21 protein-coding genes, 3 tRNA genes and 1 other annotated feature are annotated in these 22134 nt (G+C 47.4%); of the genes, 8 read left to right on the top strand and 16 right to left on the bottom strand.

Features of this window, described 5'->3' with window-relative positions; genetic code table 11:
• Nucleotides 1–14: 14 nt before the first annotated feature.
• The 6 genes from I8U21_RS03760 to I8U21_RS03735 all read right to left on the bottom strand — a co-directional run bounded on the left by I8U21_RS03760 (nt 15) and on the right by I8U21_RS03735 (nt 3804).
• Nucleotides 15–107 (bottom strand) — tRNA-Ser (locus I8U21_RS03760).
• A 109-nt stretch (nt 108–216) separates the two neighbouring features.
• Nucleotides 217–699: a tRNA adenosine(34) deaminase TadA gene (gene tadA / locus I8U21_RS03755; protein WP_037996612.1), complete on the bottom strand. Its 483-nt coding sequence runs from the start codon at nt 697–699 to the stop codon at nt 217–219.
• Nucleotides 700–783: 84 nt separating this feature from the next.
• Nucleotides 784–1212, bottom strand: coding sequence for a Fur family transcriptional regulator (locus I8U21_RS03750; RefSeq protein WP_037996594.1), 429 nt, complete (start codon nt 1210–1212; stop codon nt 784–786).
• Nucleotides 1213–1236: 24 nt separating this feature from the next.
• Complete coding sequence (locus tag I8U21_RS03745) at nt 1237–2103, bottom strand: metal ABC transporter permease (RefSeq protein WP_198053303.1); 867 nt, start codon at nt 2101–2103, stop codon at nt 1237–1239.
• Nucleotides 2104–2138: 35 nt separating this feature from the next.
• Nucleotides 2139–2882, bottom strand: coding sequence for a metal ABC transporter ATP-binding protein (locus I8U21_RS03740; RefSeq protein WP_037996590.1), 744 nt, complete (start codon nt 2880–2882; stop codon nt 2139–2141).
• Entirely contained in the window at nt 2863–3804 is a 942-nt protein-coding gene (locus I8U21_RS03735; protein ID WP_198053302.1) for a metal ABC transporter substrate-binding protein, read from the bottom strand. The genes I8U21_RS03740 and I8U21_RS03735 overlap by 20 nt, the downstream gene beginning before the upstream one ends.
• Nucleotides 3805–3934: 130 nt before the next feature.
• On the opposite strand from I8U21_RS03735, the gene I8U21_RS03730 reads away from it, so the two are divergent.
• On the top strand, nt 3935–4552 hold the full coding sequence (locus tag I8U21_RS03730; RefSeq protein ID WP_198053301.1) for a poly-gamma-glutamate hydrolase family protein: 618 nt from the start codon (nt 3935–3937) through the stop codon (nt 4550–4552).
• Between the two features lie 11 nt (nt 4553–4563).
• On the opposite strand, the gene I8U21_RS03725 is transcribed toward I8U21_RS03730, so the two are convergent.
• Both I8U21_RS03725 and I8U21_RS03720 read right to left on the bottom strand, forming a co-directional pair.
• A complete protein-coding gene (locus I8U21_RS03725) occupies nt 4564–6597 on the bottom strand; it encodes a YhgE/Pip domain-containing protein (RefSeq protein ID WP_198053300.1) in 2034 nt (677 codons plus the stop codon).
• Between the two features lie 88 nt (nt 6598–6685).
• Complete coding sequence (locus I8U21_RS03720) at nt 6686–7288, bottom strand: TetR/AcrR family transcriptional regulator (RefSeq protein ID WP_181732998.1); 603 nt, start codon at nt 7286–7288, stop codon at nt 6686–6688.
• 359 nt (nt 7289–7647) lie between these two features.
• On the opposite strand from I8U21_RS03720, the gene I8U21_RS03715 reads away from it, so the two are divergent.
• A complete protein-coding gene (locus tag I8U21_RS03715) occupies nt 7648–8217 on the top strand; it encodes an FAD-dependent oxidoreductase (protein WP_198053299.1) in 570 nt (189 codons plus the stop codon).
• A 49-nt stretch (nt 8218–8266) separates the two neighbouring features.
• On the opposite strand, the gene I8U21_RS03710 is transcribed toward I8U21_RS03715, so the two are convergent.
• Nucleotides 8267–8707 (bottom strand): Dps family protein, encoded by a 441-nt coding sequence (locus I8U21_RS03710; RefSeq protein WP_198053298.1) that lies wholly within the window; start codon nt 8705–8707, stop codon nt 8267–8269.
• Nucleotides 8708–8877: 170 nt separating this feature from the next.
• Between I8U21_RS03710 and I8U21_RS03705 the strand changes: the two genes are divergently transcribed.
• Both I8U21_RS03705 and I8U21_RS03700 read left to right on the top strand, forming a co-directional pair.
• Nucleotides 8878–8954, top strand: a tRNA-Arg gene (locus I8U21_RS03705).
• Between the two features lie 382 nt (nt 8955–9336).
• Complete coding sequence (locus tag I8U21_RS03700; RefSeq protein ID WP_181732995.1) at nt 9337–10548, top strand: MFS transporter; 1212 nt, start codon at nt 9337–9339, stop codon at nt 10546–10548.
• Nucleotides 10549–10684: 136 nt separating this feature from the next.
• Here I8U21_RS03700 and I8U21_RS03695 read toward each other — a convergent pair whose 3' ends face one another.
• Both I8U21_RS03695 and asnB read right to left on the bottom strand, forming a co-directional pair.
• Nucleotides 10685–12022, bottom strand: a complete 1338-nt coding sequence (locus tag I8U21_RS03695; RefSeq protein ID WP_181732994.1) for an APC family permease — start codon at nt 12020–12022, stop codon at nt 10685–10687.
• A 136-nt stretch (nt 12023–12158) separates the two neighbouring features.
• Nucleotides 12159–14006 carry an asparagine synthase (glutamine-hydrolyzing) gene (asnB, locus tag I8U21_RS03690; protein ID WP_198053297.1) on the bottom strand — a complete coding sequence of 616 codons (1848 nt, stop codon included), beginning with the start codon at nt 14004–14006 and terminating at the stop codon, nt 12159–12161.
• 170 nt (nt 14007–14176) lie between these two features.
• On the opposite strand from asnB, the gene I8U21_RS03685 reads away from it, so the two are divergent.
• Entirely contained in the window at nt 14177–14914 is a 738-nt protein-coding gene (locus I8U21_RS03685; RefSeq protein ID WP_181732992.1) for a sporulation protein, read from the top strand.
• 18 nt (nt 14915–14932) lie between these two features.
• Here I8U21_RS03685 and I8U21_RS03680 read toward each other — a convergent pair whose 3' ends face one another.
• Complete coding sequence (locus I8U21_RS03680; RefSeq protein ID WP_181732991.1) at nt 14933–16249, bottom strand: hemolysin family protein; 1317 nt, start codon at nt 16247–16249, stop codon at nt 14933–14935.
• A 107-nt stretch (nt 16250–16356) separates the two neighbouring features.
• Here I8U21_RS03680 and I8U21_RS03675 point away from each other — a divergent pair, with 107 nt between their 5' ends.
• The 3 genes from I8U21_RS03675 to I8U21_RS03665 all read left to right on the top strand — a co-directional run bounded on the left by I8U21_RS03675 (nt 16357) and on the right by I8U21_RS03665 (nt 18948).
• The gene (locus I8U21_RS03675) at nt 16357–17025 is read left to right on the top strand and encodes a response regulator transcription factor (RefSeq protein ID WP_198053296.1); all 669 of its coding nucleotides are present in this window, start codon (nt 16357–16359) and stop codon (nt 17023–17025) included.
• Nucleotides 17012–18430, top strand: coding sequence for a sensor histidine kinase (locus tag I8U21_RS03670; protein ID WP_198053295.1), 1419 nt, complete (start codon nt 17012–17014; stop codon nt 18428–18430). Before I8U21_RS03675 ends, I8U21_RS03670 begins: the two co-directional genes overlap by 14 nt.
• Nucleotides 18431–18786: 356 nt before the next feature.
• Nucleotides 18787–18948 carry a hypothetical protein gene (locus tag I8U21_RS03665; RefSeq protein WP_181732988.1) on the top strand — a complete coding sequence of 54 codons (162 nt, stop codon included), beginning with the start codon at nt 18787–18789 and terminating at the stop codon, nt 18946–18948.
• A 212-nt stretch (nt 18949–19160) separates the two neighbouring features.
• Here the strand turns inward: I8U21_RS03665 and I8U21_RS03660 are convergent, their stop codons facing one another.
• The 4 genes from I8U21_RS03660 to pdxT all read right to left on the bottom strand — a co-directional run bounded on the left by I8U21_RS03660 (nt 19161) and on the right by pdxT (nt 22115).
• Nucleotides 19161–19358, bottom strand: coding sequence for a hypothetical protein (locus tag I8U21_RS03660; RefSeq protein ID WP_181732987.1), 198 nt, complete (start codon nt 19356–19358; stop codon nt 19161–19163).
• 321 nt (nt 19359–19679) lie between these two features.
• Nucleotides 19680–19769, bottom strand: a tRNA-Ser gene (locus tag I8U21_RS03655).
• Nucleotides 19770–19872: 103 nt separating this feature from the next.
• Nucleotides 19873–21150, bottom strand: coding sequence for a serine--tRNA ligase (gene serS, locus I8U21_RS03650; RefSeq protein ID WP_198053294.1), 1278 nt, complete (start codon nt 21148–21150; stop codon nt 19873–19875).
• 42 nt (nt 21151–21192) lie between these two features.
• Nucleotides 21193–21416, bottom strand: a binding site (T-box leader).
• Between the two features lie 111 nt (nt 21417–21527).
• Nucleotides 21528–22115, bottom strand: a complete 588-nt coding sequence (pdxT, locus tag I8U21_RS03645; protein ID WP_181732985.1) for a pyridoxal 5'-phosphate synthase glutaminase subunit PdxT — start codon at nt 22113–22115, stop codon at nt 21528–21530.
• Between the last annotated feature and the right edge of the window lie 19 nt (nt 22116–22134).

Genomic DNA, 22134 nt, shown 5'->3' with positions numbered 1-22134 from the left:
CGAAAGTCCTTGTTTGGCGGAGAGGGTGGGATTCGAACCCACGGTACGGGGAATACCCGCACAACGGTTTTCGAGACCGCCTCCTTAAACCACTCGGACACCTCTCCAAGATGATATCCTGATCATACAGTTGTATATTGTACAGGAGAAATGGATGTCTGTCAAGGGAAAAAGAGAAAGAGGAATTGCCGTGAGTTTTGTGGATATGAGCGGCAATCAGGATTTTTCCTGCATTTTTTGTTCTTTTTTCCGGCGGCGGAGTTCTTTGAAGAAAGAAGTCAGGATGGTGCTGCATTCTTCTTTCATGACTCCGGTGATCATTTCGGTTTGGTGATTGAACCGCCCGTCCTGAAGGATGTTCATCAAGGTTCCGGCACATCCGGCTTTCGGATCTTCTGTCCCGTAGACCACGGTGTCGATGCGTGCTTGGATGATGGCGCCGGCACACATGGGGCACGGCTCCAGGGTGACGTACAAGGTGCAATCATTTAACCGCCAGCTTCCCGTTTTCGCGGCGGCCTCGCGAATGGCGATCATTTCCGCATGGGCGGTCGGGTCATTTCCCGTTTCCCTGAGATTGTATCCGCGTCCGATCACTTCCCCGTCTTTGACAATCACCGCCCCGATCGGGACTTCGCCAATTTCTCCCGCTTTTTTCGCTTCGGCCAGCGCTTCTTTCATATACGTTTCATGATCCATTCCGGACTTCACCTCCTTTGTGGACCGCCCGTGCAAAAAAGGACCTGCTTTTTTTTTGCAAGTCCCAACCCATCCCATTTTTCCCTATTGTGTTGTCTGCTCTCCTCCACAATCGGAACAAATTCCGTAGATCTCGAACTTGTGTCCGGTAATGGCGAAGTTTTCCGGCTCTCCCAAAATGGAATGCATCGGGCAAAGCTGGATGGCACGGGTCCGTCCGCACTCCGTGCAAATGATATGATGATGGTGTGAATCCCGGTCACAGTGAAAACGATACCGCCTTTCCCCGCCCCATTCCGTTCCTTCGATGATACCCAACCGTTCAAAAAGGGAAAGGTTCCGGTACACGGTGTCAAAACTGAGCCCGGGAAAATCCTCCTGCATTTGGTCCAACACTTCTTTGGCCGTTAAATAGCGGCCTTCTTCCCAAAAAATATGCATCATGGTTTCCCGCTTGCCGGTGTATTTATATCCATTTTTTTTCAGCACTTCCAATGCCTGTTTTAAATCCATCCCTCTCTCTCCTATTTTCCACCATTACTTTCCCTTTATTTTATAATAAATTCTTCCCGTTTTCCTCGTCATTTTTTTGAAACACAAAATAAAAAGCCAAATGATCAGCGAAACGATGACAATGGTTCCTCCCGAAGCCCAGTCCAGATAATAAGCGGCAATCAGTCCGCTGAAAACGGCCAACTCCGAAAAAAGCACCGACCAAAACAGCGCTTGTTTAAAGCTTTTTGCCAACTGCAACCCGGCGGCCACCGGAAGGGTCATGAGGGCGGAGACCAATAAAATCCCGACCACCCGGATGGAAGCCGTAATCACAAGCGCCACGATCACCAAAAATAAAAAGTGCAAAGTTTTGCGGGGGATACCTGTTAAAACGGCATGTTCCTCATCAAAGGCAAGGGCAAACATTTCTTTGTAAAAGATCAGGATGAATAAGACCACGATTCCCCCGATGGCTGCCATAAAACCCAATTCCTCACGGGTGACGGCCAGGATATTCCCGAACAAATACCCGGCGATATCGACATTGAAACCGTCCGCCGCACTGATAAGCACGACGCCCAATCCGATTCCGCCCGACAACAAGATCGGGATGGCGATTTCTTCAAAGGATTTGTACAAGCGGCGGATTTGTTCCACCAAAACCGAACCGGCGACGGCAAAAGCCATGCCGACATAAAGCGGGTTGACCGCATAAAAAAGCGGCAGCTCTTTTTGCAACAGCATTCCGGCCGCCACCCCCGACAGTGTGATATGGGACAACGCATCGGCAATCAAAGACATGCGCCGGACCACCAAAAATACGCCGACAAGCGGTGAAATGAACCCGATGATGATTCCGGCATAAAACGCGTTTTGCATCCATTCATATTGCAAGATCTCCATCATCATAGGAAAAAAGCTCTTCCCTCCCTGTCTTTCTCCGGTCAGACGCCCATCAGTTCATATTGATAGGCTTTGCTCAAAATTTCCTGCTGTCTTTGTTGAAACTCCCCAGGATCGCCGTGAAAGATCAAGCGCCGGTTGAGGCAGGCCACCTGATCCGCCAACCCGGACACCGCTTGAAGATCGTGATTCACCATCAGCAAGGTCAAACCCTCTTCCCGGTGAAGCCGGTTTAACAAATCATAAAACTGTCCGGTTGTTTTTTCGTCCACCCCCACGGTAGGCTCGTCCAATACAAGGAGCTCCGGTTCAGCCACCAATGCCCTGGCGATAAAAGCCCGTTGCTGCTGACCGCCGGACAGTTTGCCGATGCTCCTGTTTTGGACGGACGTCAAACCGACCAGATCGATGGCATTTTCCACCTGTTCGATATGTTCTTTTTTCAGCCGCCGAAATAACCCCAGTTTTCCATACAAGCCGGATTGAACCACTTCTTTCACCGTGGCGGGAAACATCGAATGGAAACTGTTCGCTTTTTGGGAAACGTAGCCGACATTCAGCCGGTCTTGCAGTTTGGAGACTTCCTCGCCTCTTACCCGGATGCGTCCTTGCCGGGTTTTTAAAAAGCCGAGCAGGCACCGGACCAAGGTCGATTTGCCCGATCCGTTTGGCCCCACGATCCCGAGGAATTCCCCTTCCTCCACAGTCAAATGGATATCTTCCAGTACGGGTTGTTCCGCATAGGCATAATGTAAATGCTCAATTTCAATCAGAGGCGTTTTCATCTGTAGAAGAAACCCCCAATGCTTTTGCAAGGTTTTCCTTATTTTCACGCATGACACTAAAATAATCCTTCCCTTGCTTCATTTCCTGTTCCGTCAATCCTTCCAGCGGGTTTAAAACCAGAACTTCGGCTCCGGCTTCCTTTTTCACCACATTGGCAATCCGGTTGCTGACCAGGGTTTCAAAGAAAATCACATCAATGTCATGGGATTTGACTTGTTCCACCACTTGTTGAAGTTCTTTGGGGCTCGGTTCGTCGGAAGGACTCAGTCCGGAAACGGCAATTTGCGTCAGTCCGTAACGCTTCGCCAGATAGGAAAACGAGGCATGGGAAACGGCAAACTCCTTTTTGGCGGCTTTCTCCGTCATGTCCCGGTATTCCCGGTCCAGTTGATCCAGCCCGGCGGCCAACGCTTTATAATTTTTTTCATAGTCCTTCTGGTGTTGGGGATCCAGCTGAATGAAGGCATCCAAAATGGCCGATGCCTGCTTTTTCGCCAACATCGGATCCAGCCACACATGCGGATCAGTTTGTCCCTCGTGTCGATCATCGCGGAGCAGGGAAATCGACTTGGATGCTTCCACGATTTTGGTTTTCTCCGGATTTAACATCCGGCTGACCCGCTCGATCCACGGTTCAAACCCGCCGCCGTTATAAACAAATAAATCCGCTTCACTCATCTTGCTCATATCACGTGCTGTGAATTCAAAGTCATGCGGCTCTACCCCCGGGGGAACCAGATTGGTCACCGCCGCATGCTCGCCGCCGATTTTTTTCGCAAAATCGTAAAGCGGGTATATACTGGTATAGACCTGTATTTTATCCCCCGGCTGCTTGGTCTTTTCCGGGGAAACCGCCGAACAGCCCGTGAGCGCAAGGACCGTGAAAAGGATCCAGCACACGGCGCTTTTCAGGTGTTTCATGTTTTGGATCACCTTCTCCAGACAAAATTCGTTCACAGATCTTTATCATTATAACCTCCTTAGACATCTATGTAAATCGTAAATATTACGATTTAAATCTTTTTCGTTCCAAAGGAGAATCCTTTTAAAAATGGATAAGTACGCGAATTTTAAAGAACTGTCGGCTCATGAGCAAATCGGAAAAGACTATACGATTCACATTCAGTATGCACTTCCCGACATCGTGATTTTAGCCATTCACGGCGGGAGGATTGAAGCCGGCACCAGCGAAATTGCCCGGGCCATCGCCGGTAAAAGGTGGAGCCTTTATGATTTCAGCGGGGAAAAAAGGAAAAATAACCGGGATCTCCACATTACTTCCACCCGCTTTGACGAACCGCGCGCCTTGCATCTGGTGGCACGTGCCTCCGGTGTGGTCGCGGTTCACGGAACCAAAGGCGACAAGCCTTTCGTTTACCTCGGCGGCCGGGATGAGGAGTTGTTGAAAAAAACCCGGTTTCACCTGTTGGAGGCATCCTTTCCGGTCGGTGCCACCCCCGGCCATCTGCAAGGGAAGGACCCGAAAAACATCGTCAATCGCGGAGCCCGGGGCAAAGGACTGCAAATCGAACTGACCCGGGGCATGCGTTCGGAGCTTTTCAAAGATTTGAGCCACGGAAGAAAAGAGCCTACTCCCCGTTTTCAATCGTTTGTGGAAGCGATCCGTTCCTCCATTTACAGTCTTCCCAAAAAAAAGCGTCCGGATTAATCCGGACGCTTTCATGATGCTTTGCTCCATTTTAATTTGATTTGATGCACGCCTTTTTTCAACAACGGTTTTCCGATTTGAAGGTGGAACTGGGTGATCACAATCGCCGCGGCCATAAACGCGAACAACAGATACATGCAATGTTCCACGATCTCCATGTTTCCGCTGGACAAAATCGCGCGCAATCCCTGAACGGTGTAAGTCATGGGTAAATAATCATGGATCGTGCGGAAAAACGAAGGCAAAAGCTCCAGCGGATACGTCCCGGCACTGGATGCCAGTTGCAGCATCAAAATCCCGATCGACAAGAAGCGTCCCACATTGCCCAAAAAGACATTTAACATGTGGTTCAAAGCGATAAAGGTGATCGACATCACGATGCTGAACAGGTAGAGCCAGCCCGGAAGTTCCGGCTCGATCTTCAGTCCCCAGATGACGGCCGTGATAAGCAACACCGCCTGCCCGATGCCGATCAATCCGGCGGCCGGCACGGATAGCGGCTCTTTGCGGTCGGAAAACACTTGATACAAATCAACCACGGTAAACAACAACATGGCGCCCACCCAGAGCGACAAGGAGATAAAATACGGGGCAAATCCGGTTGCATAGTTCGGCACATCATGATGAACGTTTTCCTTGATCTGTACCGGATCGGAAATAACTTCTTCTTTTTGGTCCGAACCTTGAAGCTGATCTTTCGCTTTATCCACCCCGTCACTCAAACCTTGGGCCAACTCGCTTTGTCCGGACTGGATTTTGCCCAATCCTTCCGACAATTTCCTCGCTCCCGTTTCCAACTGCCGGATGCCGCTGACCAGTTGTTGCTGTCCGTCGGAAAGCTGGGAAGTCGCCTGAACCAACTGGCTCGCTTTTCCTTTTAACTCCTTGGCTTTCGCCACTGCCTGATCCACTTTTTGCGTCAACTGATTTGCATGGTCCGCCACTTTTTGTCTCTCATTTAAAAACTCTTTCCAATGTTTCTCCCAGTCGGGGATCTTTTGGTCGATTTCGCGGAACCGGTTCATTCCCGATGTGTTGCCCGCTTCCGCTTGTTTTAATGCCTCCTTCATGGAAAGAACCGACGGGTCTTGGGCCAGTTCCGGATGTTTTTCAATCAACCGGTTTAAATCGGCTTCGGTTTTCCGGACATCCTCCGCCGCTTTTTTCACCGACCGTTGCCCTTCCGACAGCGGTGTTTTAAGATCCGGGGGATCCTCAGGCAGCGGAATCCGGGCAAGCTTTTGAATCTCATCATTCACTTGGTGGATGATTTGTTGCGCCTTTTCCATATCCTCCATCGAAATCTTGTTGATTTCCTTCTCTGCTTGCGTTGCTTTTTGATTAAACAGTTGCAAATACCCGAGAATTTTGGAGGCGCCTTGATCCAGCTTGGATAAGCTGCTGGCAATGGTTTGGGAACCGGACCGGGCATCCCCGGTTTTTTCCGCCAACAAGCCGGCCCCGTTTGCCGCTTTTTGCAATTCTTCCACCGAATCCGACAGTTGCGCAAAAATTTGTTCCACGTAAATCTTGCTTAACTTTTCATCCAGGTTCATTTCCAATTCCCGTTTGATGGAATCCCCGATCGTTCCGGACAAATAGTTGTTGCTCTTGTCCACATGATACTCCAATTGCCCTTTCAGCGGTTCGGGGGAATCCACGGACGCCACGGCTTGCGAGAAGTTTTTGGGGATGACGATTCCCATGTAATAGGTCCCTTTATCCAGTCCTTCCTCCAGCTTGTTCCGGTCGGTCAATTCCCATTTCACCTTGGAATCCTTTTGCAGTTCCTCCACCAGTTCGTTTCCGACATTCAGGTTCTCTCCGTCCCGCACGGTCCCCTGGTCTTCATTCACCAACGCCACCGGGAGGTATTTTAAATTCTCATAGGGATCATAAAACGCCGACAGGTAAATGACACAGTAGATCAGGGGGATCAAAAGGATCCCGATCAACCCGAGCCGCATGGGCTTGGAATCCCATAACCGCTCCAGATCCTTAAAACCGGACAAAAACAAAAATTGGTTCTCTTTCCTACTTTTCATGATTCCCCTCCTCACAGGGACAAAAAACTGACTGGTCAGTATAAATGATATTATACTACGCCTGTTTGCATAAACAAGTATAATTTCCTTAAAAATATGGCGAATTTTTAATACTGCACAAAACAATATGCTGAAGGCTTTCAATCATTTGCGGAACATCCTTCTCGATTTGATCCGTATCCAATTCTTCCAAACTGTACAATTTTTGTAAAACGACAACGCTGGCTGCCCCAAAAAATGCACTGGCCGCTTCCGGAACATGCTTGACACGGAATTCGCCGATCCGGTTTCCTTCCTCCATCACTTTCTCAATCAACTTCAAATATTCGCCAATTTTAATCCGGAACTGGTGTTGTCTTGTTTTGGTCCCAAACGCTTCGCTCAACAACAGCTTGGCCAATTTTCCGTTTTGCACATAAAAATGGACCTGATTCTCCACCAATGCCAGCAATTGGTCCGTCGGCGACTCGTGTAAATCCACATTCCGCTGTGCACAGTCAATCAACTTTTGGACGCCTTCATTCATCAAACCGACAAACAGTTCCTCTTTGCTTTTAAAGTGATAATAAATGGTTCCTTTCGCAACGCCGGCCACTTTGGCGATATCATCCATTTTGGCCTGATCAAAACCGCTTTCGGCAAACACTTCAATGGCAGCTTTAAAAATCAAATCCACTTTTTCATGACGCATAATAAGTCCTCCCAGTTTTCTGTCGATCCGATACGAACCCATTTAAAATCAGTATACGCTAAAACAATAATATATTGAAGTAATCAAACAGAAGTTTAGAAAAAAATAGAATCCCGTCTCTATTTGCGTTATACTACAAATAGATTTTCATTTTTTATTTACCAGCCAAATAAGCTATGTCTTTTCAGAAGACTACATAAGGCAAAAAGAGTCTGTCCCCACAGACTCTTTTTCCTGCAATCGGGGACCTTTTTATCTTCATGCCGCTTGTTTGCCAATTGTTCCAAATTGCAAGGAATAAGGATAGAATATTCTATATAAATCATCTATACAGAACCTTTTTGCAGGAGGGTGGTTGCATGTTTGACATTGCCATCGTCGGGGCCGGCCCCACGGGTGCGAGCGCCGCGATTTTCGCAGCCAAAGCAGGCAAGAAAACCATACTGATCGATCATGAAAAAACTCCCATTGGAAGAGCTTTGTTGAAAAATTACCCCGGCATCAGGGAAATCAACGGGGCTGATTTGCTGAAAACCATTCAGGAACAAGCCGTTTCGTTTGGCGCGGAATGGGTGAAAGTCAGTGTCTCCGACATCCGCAAAGAATCGGAAGGCTTCGTCATTGAAACCGATAACAGGGAACCCATCCAAGCCAAGCAAGTCATTCTGGCCACCGGAATGGCCACCAAACTGGCTGACAAAACCGGCCTCAAAACCAAACCGAGAACCGAGCCGTTCATCAAAACCATCTTTGACGTGGATGAAAACGGAAAAACCAATATTGAAGGAATCTGGGCAGCCGGAATTTGTGCCGGCGCGAGCTTCCACACCGTTATTGCCGCCGGAGACGGAGCCCGCGTCGCCATCAATGTGATCAGTGAATTAAACGGGGAAAGATATGTGGATCATGATGCCCTTCCCAAAAAATAAACCAAAAGAAGGCATCTTCCCGAACGCCCGGAAGGTGCCCTCTTTCTCTTCACTTTGCCAGGTATGACGTCAGCATCCAAATATGTTTTTCCAGGTTTGTCCGGATGTCGGTCAACAAATCGGCACTGGAATCATCTTTGGCACGTTCCGCCTCTTGGATGCCTTGTTTCACCTCATCCACCATCACTTGAAAGTCTTGGATCAATTGCTCCACCATTTGTTCAGCGGTTTCGTTGCCCACCGCTTCCCGGATGGTGGCATGATCCAAATACTCTTTCATGGTGCTGAGCGGAATGCCTTGGATGGCCAAAATCCGTTCTGCAATTTCGTCAATGTAAGATGCCGCTTCTTTGTAAAATTCCTCAAATTTGGCATGGAGTTCAAAAAACTTTTCTCCTTTGACAAACCAATGATAATGATAAAGCTTGAAATAAAGAACACTGAAATTGGCCAGTTGCTGATTCAAGGTCTTATGCAATTCTTGCATCATCATCCCTCTTTTCCATGCGAAGTTCACGTCCCTATTTTTTTCAAAACGCGTTTTATTATGCATGGATGAAGGGATTTCCGGCCAAAATACGCTCTTTTTCGGCCATCCGCAATATCTGGACATTTTGATTCCGGAACGTTATAATGAAGATTGGATCATTAAAACATCGAGCGCCCGTAGCTCAGCAGGATAGAGCAGCGGTTTCCTAAACCGCGTGTCGGAGGTTCGAATCCTCTCGGGTGCACCAAGCCGGATAGGATGCAGGGTTTCACGGTTGAGACCGTAATAAATCCTGATCCGCGCGTACAGCCGCCACTTTACCAGGGATTGACGGTAAAGAAAGGCGGCGTTTTATTTTGTGAACAGCCGCTACCCCGAACACTGAAGAAAATTTGATGATCATTGAAGAGAATTCGAAGATATGATATAATTAGGGTATCGAAATAATTTTACCGTGTGATGTCGGGTCATGGACTATTTTCACCCGCGTACCGGGGGTTTCAAGTCTTCGGTGCGCCGAAAACGCGCTGGCTCCACTGTGGAGGGCGCATTTTATTATGCTTTTTAAAGAAGTCGCCGATCGGGGCCGGCTTCTTTTTCATTACAGGATAAAGGAGTGATGGTTTTATATGGAAAAGGACAAGCTGTGGACGAAAAATTTCCTTTTTTTATTTTTGTCCAATTCTTTCGTGTCCCTAATTTTTTATTTGCTGATGACCACCATGGCCGTTTATGCCGTGAAACAGTATCATGCCTCTGAAAGCTCGGCCGGGCTGGCTGCGGGGATTTTTGTCATCGGGGCATTGGTTTCCCGGTTGTTTGCCGGAAAATACATTGAAGTGATCGGTCGAAGACGCCTGCTTTTGGGAGGATTGTTTTTTTACCTGATTGCCACCTTGTGCTATTTTCTTGCTGATCATTTGATTTGGTTGCTGTTGATCCGTTTTCTCCACGGAGCTGCTTTCGGGTGCGCTTCCACAGCCATGCAAACCGCGGTCATGGACATGATTCCACATCACCGGAAAGGCGAAGGCATCGGTTATTTCACCTTGAGCACCACCGTGGCAACCGCCATCGGTCCGTTTCTCGGTCTTTTTATTTCCCAACACGCGGATTACCAAGTAATCTTTGAGTTTTGTGCACTCTTTTCATTCCTTTCTTTAATCATCGCTTTTTTTGCCGACATTCCTCAAGTCTCCGTCACCGAGGAACAACTGCAGGCGATGAAAAGCGGATTCAGTTTTTGGGATTTCTTTGAAAAGAAAGCTCTTCCGATTTCCTTATACATGGTTCTCATCGGGATCACTTATTCCGGCATCGTTTCGTTTATCAATTCCTACGCCATCGAAGTAAATTTGACCGAGTCCGCCGGATTCTTTTTTATCGTCTACGCCGTCATGCTTTTGATCTCGCGCCCGCTTGCCGGGAGACTGCTGGACTTGAAAGGGGAAAACATGGTTCTGTATCCGGCCATCATTTTGCATGCACTTTGTTTCCTGTTCCTCAGCCAAGCACGGCACGGATCGGTTTTGCTGTTGGCAGGCGCATTGCTTGCGCTCGGGTTCGGCGCCCTCATGTCCTGTTGCCAGGTGGTTGCCATTAAAGAATCCCCTAAGCACAAAGTCGGTTTGGCCACTTCCACCTTCTATTCTCTGGTGGACGGAGGCGTGGGTGTCGGTCCTTACCTGATCGGGATTGTCATCCAGTACATGGACTTCAGGAACATGTATTTGATGCTTTCATTCCTTGTTCTCCTGTCGATTTTCCTGTATTTTATCTTGCATGGCAAAAAGGCCTCCTTGAGAAAGAAACAACAACAACGCTCCCAACAAGCTGCCTGATGATCCGGGGGAATCCTGCCAAAGGTCCGGAAACCGGTCCGGATCTTTGGTCCCGGTAACACACGGCTGAAAAAGGATTCGGGCGATCGGAAATACAAAAAAGTGCCGCCGGCATTTCAGCTCCGGCGACACTTTTTTATTGATCCGCAAGTTTTTCTTTTCGTTTCATCCATCCGTAAAACGGCAAACCGGCTAAAGCAATGAGAAGAGTGATCACGGCCCCTTCCAAGTCGTGGGTCAACATACTGAAGACCACAAACAAAGAACCGATGATCGCCAGAACGGGAGTCACCGGATAAAGCGGCACCCTGTAATTTCCTTTGTCGCGGACCCATTCCGGATCTCTCTTTCTCAGCAAGAATACGGCAATAAATGCCTGGATGTAGAAAATGAAAATAGCAAAGATGGCGATTTCCGACAGACGATCCGGGTCACTCAGCACCATGAAAAGGACAGCCAGCAGGATTTGCAACAAAATCGCGCGGATCGGCGTGCCGAATTTGGGATGTACCTGCGACAAAAAGTTTCCTCCCGGCAACAGGCGGTCATTGGCCATGGCGAACGCAAGCCGGGGATAGCTTAAAATTTTCCCGTTTAAACCACCAAAAATGGAAATGATGATACCGATACTGATGATTTGTTGTCCGACCTCTCCAAACAAAAGACCGGCGGCCGTCCCCGCTGCATTTTCCCCCAACGCCTGAATCTGACCGGCTGGCATGACGGCAAGCAAAGCCAGATTGACTGCAAGATAAGCGACTATAATGACAATCAAACCGAGGCTCAGCGCCTTGGGAAGGATTCTTGCCGGGTTTTTCATTTCCCCTGCCACCGAGGAAGCCGCAATCCAACCGTCGTATGCAAACATGGCGGCAAGCATGGCGGCCCCCAATCCTTCTTTGCTTCCCCCGAAGGTTGCGGAAGAAAAAATGTCGCCGGAACCTTGCCACAATCCGAATACAGAAATCAGGACAATGGGCACCATTTTGGCAATCGTGGTGATCACTTGGATGATTCCGCCGTATTTCACGCCCAGACTGTTGACGATGGTCAGAAAAAGCACGGCTCCGATGCCAATCCACAGATGCCAGGATTCATCCAAAGACAAATAATTCCCTACCAACAATCCAAAATAAAGCCCCATGGATCCGATCAGCGTCGGCTGATAAATCACCGTCTGCACCCAACCGCTCAAGAAACCGGAAAACCTTCCGTATACGTTCTCCAAATAAATATAAAGCCCGCCGGTTTTGGGAATCCGGGCACTCAGTTCGGCAACGGTCAGTCCCGCGGCCAACATCAATAAACCGCCCAACAACCAAGCCAACAAGGCCAGGGAGGAGTCCCCTCCCACATAATCCAGCACCGTGCCAGGCTTGACGAAGATTCCTGAACCGATGACGACTCCCACCACCAAGGAAATCGCAGGCCAAAAACCCAGATCCTTTTTCAATTTTGTTTCTTGATTTTGCATTGTTTCATCACCGTCCAAAGTACAATCATGCCCCATCCATTATAACGCCATTGCTTTAATGAAGTAAATTATTAATATAAAAAAGGACGGTGTTATTTTATGCCAATAAACGCGGGATTGGGGTTCATTCCCGCGTTTATTGGATCACCACTTTATACCGCTTCATCCATTCATTGATTTGCCACCAGTAAGCCAATAAGGCCGGCACGTTCATCAATTGGCCAAACCAAGGCAAATGCAACTGGGTCAAATCCTGATTCATGAAGCTTTCCACTTCCTTCGGATCCAACAATTGAAATAACGGCGCTGACGGGTCATCCAGGATTTCGCGAATTTGTTTTTTCATCAGGCGCAAATAATCGGGATGATGGGTCTTGGGATAAGGGCTTTTTTTGCGCTCGACAATAGGTTTGGGGAGCACCTCTTTCATGGCATAACGCAATAATCCTTTTTCCCGGTTTCCGTGCTTTTTCATCGACCAGGGGATGTTCCACACATATTCCACCAAATGATGATCGCAAAACGGCACGCGCACTTCCAACCCGAATGCCATGCTCATTCGGTCATTCCGGTCCAGCAACGTGGGCATCCACCGCGTTAAATTCAAATAAAACATTTCCCGCATCCGTGCTTCCCGGGTGTAATCTTCGGAAAAGCGCGGAACTTCTGCCAAGGCTTCTTGATACCTTGCTTCCACATATTCCGGCAAATTCACCCGCTCTTTTATTTCCGGGGAAATAAAGGGGAGCCGTTTTTCCACCAAACGCGCCCAAGGGAAGGTATCGGCATTCACCATCTCTTCCCGGTGAAACCACGGATACCCGCCGAACACTTCATCTGCGGATTCCCCGGAGAGCACCACGGACATTTCTTTCTTGATTTCTCTGGCGAACAGGAGCATGGAAGCATCGACATCCGCCATCCCCGGCAAATCCCTTGCCTCCATCGCCTGGATGATGCTGCGAAACAGTTCATGATTATCCAGTAAAATGGTATGGTGCTCGGACCCGATCTCTTCCGACATCATTTTGACCCAAGGGGGATCGGCATTGGGTTGAAATTCATTGACATGAAAGTATTTTTCATTATCAATGTAATCCACCGAAAAGGTATGCAACGGGCCCCGGTTTTCTTCCTGATAAACCTGTGCCATACATGCCGCGATGGCGCTGGAATCCAGTCCTCCCGACAGCATCGTGCCCACCGGAATATCCGAAACCAATTGCCTTTTCACTGCATCCCGGAAAAGCTCGCGCACTTTTTCGGCCGTGGTTTTCAGATCGTCTTCATGCTCACGGCTGGTCAGCTCCCAGTAAGTCCACGTTTTAAGGCCGTTCCGGTCGTAACGGAGCACCTGTCCGGGACGCAATTCATGGATATCTTTAAAAACTCCGCATCCCGGGGTTCTCGCCGGACCCATCACCAAAATTTCGGCCAGCCCCTGATCATCCAGAACCGGTTCCACTTCCGGATGGGCCAGGATGGCTTTCAATTCGGATCCGAACAGGAAAGCATTATCTTTTGTTTTGGTATAAAAGAACGGTTTTACTCCCAACCGGTCCCTGGCCGCAAAACAAGCCTGCTTTTTCCCGTCCCAAATGACAAAAGCGAAAATTCCGTTTAAATACTTGGGACAATCTTCCCCCCATTCCAAGTATGCCGTCAAGATCAATTCCACATCGGAACGGGTCTCCAAGGTATGGCCCAAGGAGCGGAGCTTGAGGCGGAGTTCCTCCATGTTGTAGATTTCACCGTTATAATTGATGACAAATTCATACCCATCCACTTTTTTGACCATCGGTTGGCTTCCGCCTTCCGGATCAATCACGATCAGCCGACGGTGTCCCAAAGCGGCATGTTCGGAAAACCAAAACCCCTCTCCATCCGGCCCCCTGGATTGGAGCGTTTCATTCATCCGGCGTAAAATTTCCCATTCTTGGGTCAAATCCCTCGTAAAATCAATCCATCCGGTAATTCCGCACATGGACATCCCCCATTTTTTCTCATAAAGTGTCTTCTTCTCATACTATGTAAAAACCCTGGAAAAGTGCCCATAAAAAACATAAAAATATTCAATATCGGAAAATGTCCTATTTTGTGTTATGATATAATTGGTCATTTTAGCCAAAATTTTCGACCAAAGGAGGGATCCTGTTGATTTTCAAATCATTAGCCAGCTTGGGAATCGGAGCCGCACAAGTGGACACCCGCCTGAACCAACAAACCTTTTACGCCGGCGATTCGGTTCAAGGCGTTGTATTTATACAAGGCGGACAAGCCGAACAACAAATTGACGATATTTATTTGTATCTGGTGATTCATTATTTAAGGAACAATAAAAAAACTTCTTTCATCCTGCAAGAGTACCAGTTGTCCAAATCCTTTGTCATTCAAGCCAATGAAACCAAGGAAATTCCGTTTCAGATTCATCTGCCGCTTGTCACGCCGATGTCCACAGGCAGTTACCCCATTTACTTAAAAACGGGGTTGGACATCAAAATGGCCATCGATCCCAGTGATGAAGACCTGATTGAGGTGCTTCCCCATCCAACCGTGCAAAATTGCCTGAAGCAAATCGAGGATTCGGAATTTATCTTGTACCAGATTTATAACCAATATGATCCGGGAGCCAAGCCTTTCGGTTTTCAACAAGTATTCCAATTCCGGCCCATCGGACGTTATCACGGTTACATCGACGAGTTGAATGTCGTTTTCAATCTCTCTGACAGCGAAGTGTTGATGAACCTGGAAATGATCCGGGCCAATCAGTCTTTTTACACCACGCTTTCCTGGAATCCCCACGAACTGGGCCATGTTTATGTCAACGGACAACAAACGTTGACCAACCCCACCAACAAATTAAAGGAAATCCTGAGCCGAAAATTGGTTTAATCCGCAGGGCGATGCATTTTACCGGACCACATCGCCCCCTTTTTCGGCGGTGTCAAGTTGTTCGACCAAGATGCGGGAAATGCGCCACTGGTCCATCTCCTTGACCGTGAACACGAACCCTTCAAACTCCACTTGATCCCCGACACTCGGCACTTTCTCCAGCTTGGAAAACAGCCAGCCCCCGATGGTGTCATTATCCTCGTCTTCAATATGGATGTTGAAATAATTGTTGATTTCTTCAATCAACAACCCGGAATCGATCAGGATGCCTTGTTTTTCTTTTTGGAAAAACGGCCTTTCATCATCAAATTCATCCTGAATCTCGCCGAAAATTTCTTCGATGATATCTTCTGTGGTGACCAATCCGGATGTCCCGCCAAATTCATCGATGACAATGGCCATTCCTGTTTTCTTCTTCTGTAATTGGCGAAGCACGTCTTTGATTTCCATCGTTTCCGGCACAACGACGACCGGGCGTGCCAACGCCGTTAAATCAGGCTTTTTCCCTTCTACCAGCTGCTCATACACATCCCGGATGTGAATCAATCCCTGGATGTTGTCTTTGTCATATTTGCACAAGGGAAAACGGGTGTGATGAAACTGCTTGATGATGTTCAGATTTTCTTCGAGCGGTTTTTCCACGTACATACAATGCATTCGCACACGGGGAACCATCACTTCCCTGGCAACGCGTTCAGTGAAATCAAACACATTGTCAAACAGTTTGAGTTCGGTCTGGTCAATGAAACCGCTGCGATGGCTTTGGGCAATCAGCATGCGGATTTCTTCTTCCGTATGCGCTTGTTGCGTTTCGCTCGTTCCGACGCCAAACCGTTTGAGAAACCAATTGGCGGACCGGTTCAACAAAAAAATAAACGGGCGAAACAACTTGTAAAATCCGTGCAAAAAAACCGACGTCCATAAAGTGACCCGTTCCGACTGGCGGATGGCAAGCGATTTGGGGGCCATTTCCCCGATCACGATATGCAAAAAGGTGATCAGGGAAAAAGCAATCGCAAAAGAAACCGGATGAATCAGAAGTTCCGGAATCCCGACCCAACGAAAAAAGGGCTCCAAAGACCGTGCGATCGCCGGTTCCCCGATCCATCCAAGCCCCAGAGACGCCAAGGTGATTCCCAATTGGGTGGCCGATAAATATTCATCCAGATTGGACAAAACCTGTTGTGCAATTCTTCCGCGCTTGGTATCAATCTGCGCGATCCGGCTGGAACGGACTTTCACAATGGCAAACTCGGATGCCACAAAAAAACCGTTTAATAAGACAAAGATGAGGACCAAAAAAAGATAAAAAAGATGCCTGATAAGCTCCTGCATAACAACTCCTCCACCTGAAGCGGACCACTTTTTCTTAGTATGTCCCGTCTTTTCATAAATAAATTTGCTATCATAACAAAAGAAATATAACGATACGGAGGGTCATCATGCCATACCATATTTTGGTCATTGAAGATGACGCTGACATTCAGGAGCTGATTCGTGAATTTTTAACGGTTCAGGACTACCATGTCGATGTGGCCGGTGACGGAAAAGAAGGAATCCAAAAATTCATGGAAACGGATCCGGACCTGTTGATTTTGGATGTCATGCTCCCGGAGATGGACGGATATCAGGTCTTGAAAACCATCCGCCAACAGTCCGGTGTTCCCGTGATCATGCTGACGGCGTTGGATGATGAAGCCGACCAACTGAAAGGATTTGAGTTGGGGGTGGATGATTACATCACCAAACCGTTTTCTTTTCATATTTTGATCAAACGCGTCGAAGCCGTGCTGCGCAGAACCTATCAGACAGAAGAGTCAACAAGAAAATTAAAGTATCAGGAAATCACATTGGATTTGGACGGCTATGCCGTTTATGTCGGCAAGCATCAAAAACACTTGACGACCAAGGAATTTGAAATATTGCAAACCCTGATGAAACACAAGGGAAAAGTGTGTTCAAGAGAGCTTCTGCTCAATAACGTTTGGGGATTGGATTATTACGGAGATCCCCGGGTTGTCGACACCCATATCAAAAACTTGCGCAAAAAATTGGGGGTCCCGTACATCCGGACGGTAAAAGGAGTGGGCTACAAACTTGATACAGCGTAAAAAAAGCATTACCCTGAAAATTTTTTGGATCACCAGCCTGCTGATCGCTCTGACCACCAGCATCCTGTTTGCTGCCTTTTATTTTTTGTTGCCTTCTTTTTATTATGAATACAAAATCAACAAATTAAATCACGGCATCGACCAATTATTGAACGATGTTTCGGAGGTTCCCGTTTCCCAGGCCCAAAACCTTTTATACGAATTCACCCATGACTACAACATCCATCTGCTGATCCGGGATCAACAGGGAAACATGATTTCAATTCCGTCTTCTTCTTCTCCTTTGGTTAAAATTCCGTCCCAATCGAATTACGAAATAGACGGCATCCCGCCAATCCGGATCATCGAAAAACCCATTTCTTTCCAGGATGGCCGTTTTATCGCCATTTTTGTCGCCACCTTGCAACCCATCGATGAGGCATCCAATGCCATTTTGATGCTGATGCCGTACATGGGTTTTTTTGTCCTGTTGATTTCCATGGCGGGTGCATTTCTCTACACCAAACTGATCACCCAACCCCTGCTTAAAATTAATCAAGTGGCCAAGCGAATGGCCAAACTGGATTTCAGCCAGAGGTTGGAAAACCGGTCCGATGACGAAATCGGGGAATTGTCCCAGAGCCTGAATGAATTGTCGCAAAACCTGAAACAAACGATGTCCGAATTGCAACAAGCCAATGCGAAATTAAAAGATGACATCCAACGCGAAAGGGAGCAAGAAGCGAAACGGAGGGAATGGATGGCGACCATCTCACATGAATTGAAATCACCGATCACGGCCGTGATGGGGCAACTGGAAGGCATGATCCACCAAATCGGCATATACAAAGACCGGGATAAGTATTTGCGCCGATCGTATTCGATTATCAAAAACATGGAGCAACTGGTAAAAGAAATCCTGGAAGTCTCCAAACTGGAATCGGATGCATTTCATCCGCTGAAAAAAACGGTTCCTTTATCAAGCATGATTCAATCCGTCATCAAAAGGCTGGAATTTTTCCGCGAAGACAAACAAATCCGATTCGACGTGAGCATCGAGCCGGACTTGTTTGTCACGGCCGACCCCGGCTATCTGCAAAAAGCGGTGGCAAACATCATCCACAATGCCATCAACTATTCTCCTTCCGGTGAAACCGTCCGGATCTCCCTTGCACAAAAAAACACCCATATCGAGTTTCGCGTGCTGAACACCGGATCCTCCATCCCGGAAGCCGAACTGGAAAAAATCTTCGAACCCTTTTACCGTTTGGAAAAATCCCGGAACCGGAACACCGGGGGAAGCGGTTTGGGTCTTTATATCGTGAAACAGATTTTGGATATCCATTCGTTCCCTTACCGGCTGAGCAACGAAGAAAACGGCGTTTTGTTTACGATTCATTTTCCTCTGCCTGAACAAAACGATTAATCCCGTCTTTTAAAGCAGTCCGGGGACAATCCATCCCCGGTTTTTCTCCCGGAAACGGAAAAAAAGCCTGATGATTACAATATCCATACGAAAACATAAACAGTACAAAAAACACTTAAATACCCGAATAAACCGTCTATCAATTCATTAGTACAGATTTTTAAACACATCTAAAACAGATGATCACAATACGGAATCATCAAGATATCCACAACTTTATCCACATTATCCACAACATATAGTGCAATGCCGGAATAAAATGCTTTTCAATCCAAAATCAGAACACATGTTCCCGTATCGCCAAAGATATGATATAATAATAAAACAATACCACTTCCAATAAAGGAGCCGATGGAATGCAAAATCCATGGCTGGTCTGGGCCGCCCGTATCATTGAAGAAACCCTTCCCCTGGTCCGAGAGCAATTATCCCATAATCAAAACGTGATCTTAAAAATGGAGAATATGTTTGAGGAATTAACCCCCAAAACTTCTTCTTCCAAAAAACGTCATTCATAATTATGCATGTGTCTTTTTTATGACCCTTTCCATAATAATATTTCGAATCCATCGATGATTCGTTATAATGAAAATGTAAGATTTCAACGGGATTGAATCACGGGAAAAAAACCGATACCCTCCGGTGAGTCGTGCTATAAAGCCGGCTCCTTTTTTCATTCATTATGTTGTATAAAAATAAAAAGTTATCACTGTTCAACTTTTTCCTTATCTCAAACTTCAACCTGAACTTCTTTCCAATTGCTTTTGTCAGTACTGATAAAGAAGCGGCTGGATTCGTGTTTTTTGGGAAACAAGCGAATCAGCGATTTTATGTATTCGTTGGCGGATTCTTCAGTCTCAAATCCGGCGGGGTATTCATGCGTTTTGATTTCCCCGTTTTTTTCAGTTTCAATTTTTAAGTAAAACATTCTTCACCCTCCTCATTTTAAATGTGAAATCAGATTTTAACATTTGATCAAATCATTGTGAAAACTATATCTTTAATTCTGAATTTACATGAATCAGGCCGTCAGTTCAATCCTTTTATTTAAGAACCCCTGCTGATGAAAGGCGATTCTCTTTCTATTTGATTAATTTTTTATGTTTTTTTAATGTTTTCCCGTGGAGAGATGTCTTTTGTGTATAAACAACCGGCGACCAAACGATTAGTACCTGAACGTGTCCCGTAAAAATTTAACCCCGTCGGCAAAGAAAAAGGTTTCGCTGTCCGCGAAACCTTTCTGTCCATTTGGCGGAGAGGGTGGGATTCGAACCCACGGAGGGCGTGAACCCTCGGCGGTTTTCAAGACCGCTGCCTTAAACCACTCGACCACCTCTCCACAATGTAAATATTCAATTACAAAGTTATATTATACTGATTTTTTGTGCGATGTCAACCAACCCCCAAAACATAAATCCCTGCAAATGTTGCAGGGATTTATGTTATCCGATCTTGTCGATTCCGCCCATGTAAGGACGCAACGCTTCGGGAATCCGGACCGTTCCATCCGGTTGCTGGTGATTTTCCAAAATGGCGGCAACGGTCCGCCCCACGGCCAAACCCGAACCATTGAGCGTATGGACATACTCCGGTTTGCTTTTGGGACCGGGACGGAAACGGATTTGTGCGCGGCGCGCTTGGAAATCTTCACAATTGCTGCAGGAAGAGATTTCCCGGTAGCTTTGATTGCTGGGCATCCATACCTCCAGATCATAGGTTTTGGCGGCAGAAAACCCGAGATCCCCCGTGCACAACGCGACCACCCGATAGGGGAGTTCCAACAATTGCAAGACCTTTTCGGCATTCTCCACCATTTTTTCCAGCTCTTCATAGGATGATTCCGGATGAACCAATTTCAGCAATTCCACTTTGTTAAATTGATGGAGACGGATCAAACCGCGGGTATCCCGTCCGGCCGATCCCGCTTCCGAACGGAAGCAACTGCTGTAAGCCGTGTAATATTTGGGCAAATCTTCCATAGACAAAATCTCGCCGGCATGATAGTTAATGACCGGCACCTCAGATGTGGGAATCAAAAAATAATCCGTATTCTCCGCCAGCTTAAAGGCATCGTTCTCAAATTTGGGCAATTGCCCTGTTCCGGTCATGGTGCGGCGGTTTACGATATAAGGCGGAATGATTTCCGTATATCCATGCTCCCTGGTGTGCAGATCCAGCATGAAATCGATCAACGCCCGCTCCAGACGCGCTCCAAGCCCTTTGTAAAAGACAAACCGGGAACCCGTTACTTTGGCAGCACGTTCAAAATCAAGCAAATCTAATTCTTCCGCCAGTTCCCAGTGCGGCTTTTGCCCGAAAGAAGGAGCGGGAACTTCTCCCCATGTGCGAACCACTACGTTTTCTTCTTCCGACTTCCCGACGGGAACGCTTTCATGAGGAATGTTAGGAAGTTTGAACAGGATTTGATTCATTTCTTCTTCATAACGGCGCAATTCTTCATCCAACCGTTTGATTTCCTCTCCCACCTGGCGCATTTCCTTGATTTTATCTTCTGCATCCTCATTGTTCTTTTTCTTTTGGGAGATTTCTTTGGATACCACGTTCCGTTTGTTTTTCATTTGCTCACTTTGCTGAATCAATTCGCGCCGACGCTGATCCAATTCCGTGAAGGCGCGGAGTCCTTCCAATTCATCATTCCGTGTCGATAATTTTTTCTTCACATCCTCCATTTGATTGCGAAGGATTTTCATATCCAGCACTCACACACACCTCCTATAAAATAATAAACCTTCCCCCCTCATACAAGGGACGGAAGGTTCCGCGTTGCCACCCTTCTTGACCGTGGACGCATCCACGGCCCGCTCTGACGAGATAACGGTTCGTTCACCGAAAACACTTACGCGAACCCGGTTCGCTTCGTGCCTCGCTCCAAGGTGGATTCACTGATCATTTTGGGCGGTTCGCACCTTCCACCGCCTCTCTGGATGGCAAAACAATCAGTTACTCGCCTTTTCCTCGCGGCCTGCCATTTCAAATTTTACCTTTTATTATATCCGATTGTACACCCTTTGTAACCATCAAACCAAAAAAACCTCCCCAAAACGGGGAGGATTCCGTCCAAAATGAACGTTTTTCGTTACACGGCTTTTTCTGCCATCGATTCACGAACCATCTCTGCAAAATAAGCGTGAACCCGCGGATCTTCGGTCAATTCCGGATGGAAAGACATCGCGAGCAAATTCCCTTGCTTGGCAGCGACGATCTTTCCGTCCACTTCGGCGAGGACTTCGACTCCCGGTTCCACCTTTTCAATATAAGGAGCACGAATAAAGACCGCCGGGTAATCATCGGCAATGTTTTTCACCGCCAGCTCCGCTTCAAAGCTTTCCCGCTGGCGTCCAAAACCATTCCGCTTCACCGTGATATCCATGATGCCCAAATGGGGTTCTTCTTCCGGCCCGATATTTTTTGCAATCAGGATCATTCCTGCACAGGTTCCGAAAATGGGTTTCCCGGCACGATGAAGCGCAAGAATCGGTTCGGTCAATTCATATTTTTTCACTAATTTGCCAATCGTTGTGGATTCCCCGCCCGGAATCACGAGACCGTCCAGATCCGACAACTCTTCCGCCCTTTTGACCGCCACGGCCGTTGCCCCGGTTTGTTGCAGCAGGCGGATATGTTCACGGACTGCACCTTGTAATGCCAATACTCCTATTTTCATCGGATCTGTCCTCCTTATG

It is taken from the genome of Thermoactinomyces sp. CICC 23799 (assembly GCF_016055145.1).
GTDB classification, from domain to species: domain Bacteria; phylum Bacillota; class Bacilli; order Thermoactinomycetales; family Thermoactinomycetaceae; genus Thermoactinomyces; species Thermoactinomyces intermedius.
Note: the sequence above shows the minus strand (reverse complement) of the source record. Positions and strands in the feature narration are given on the sequence as shown.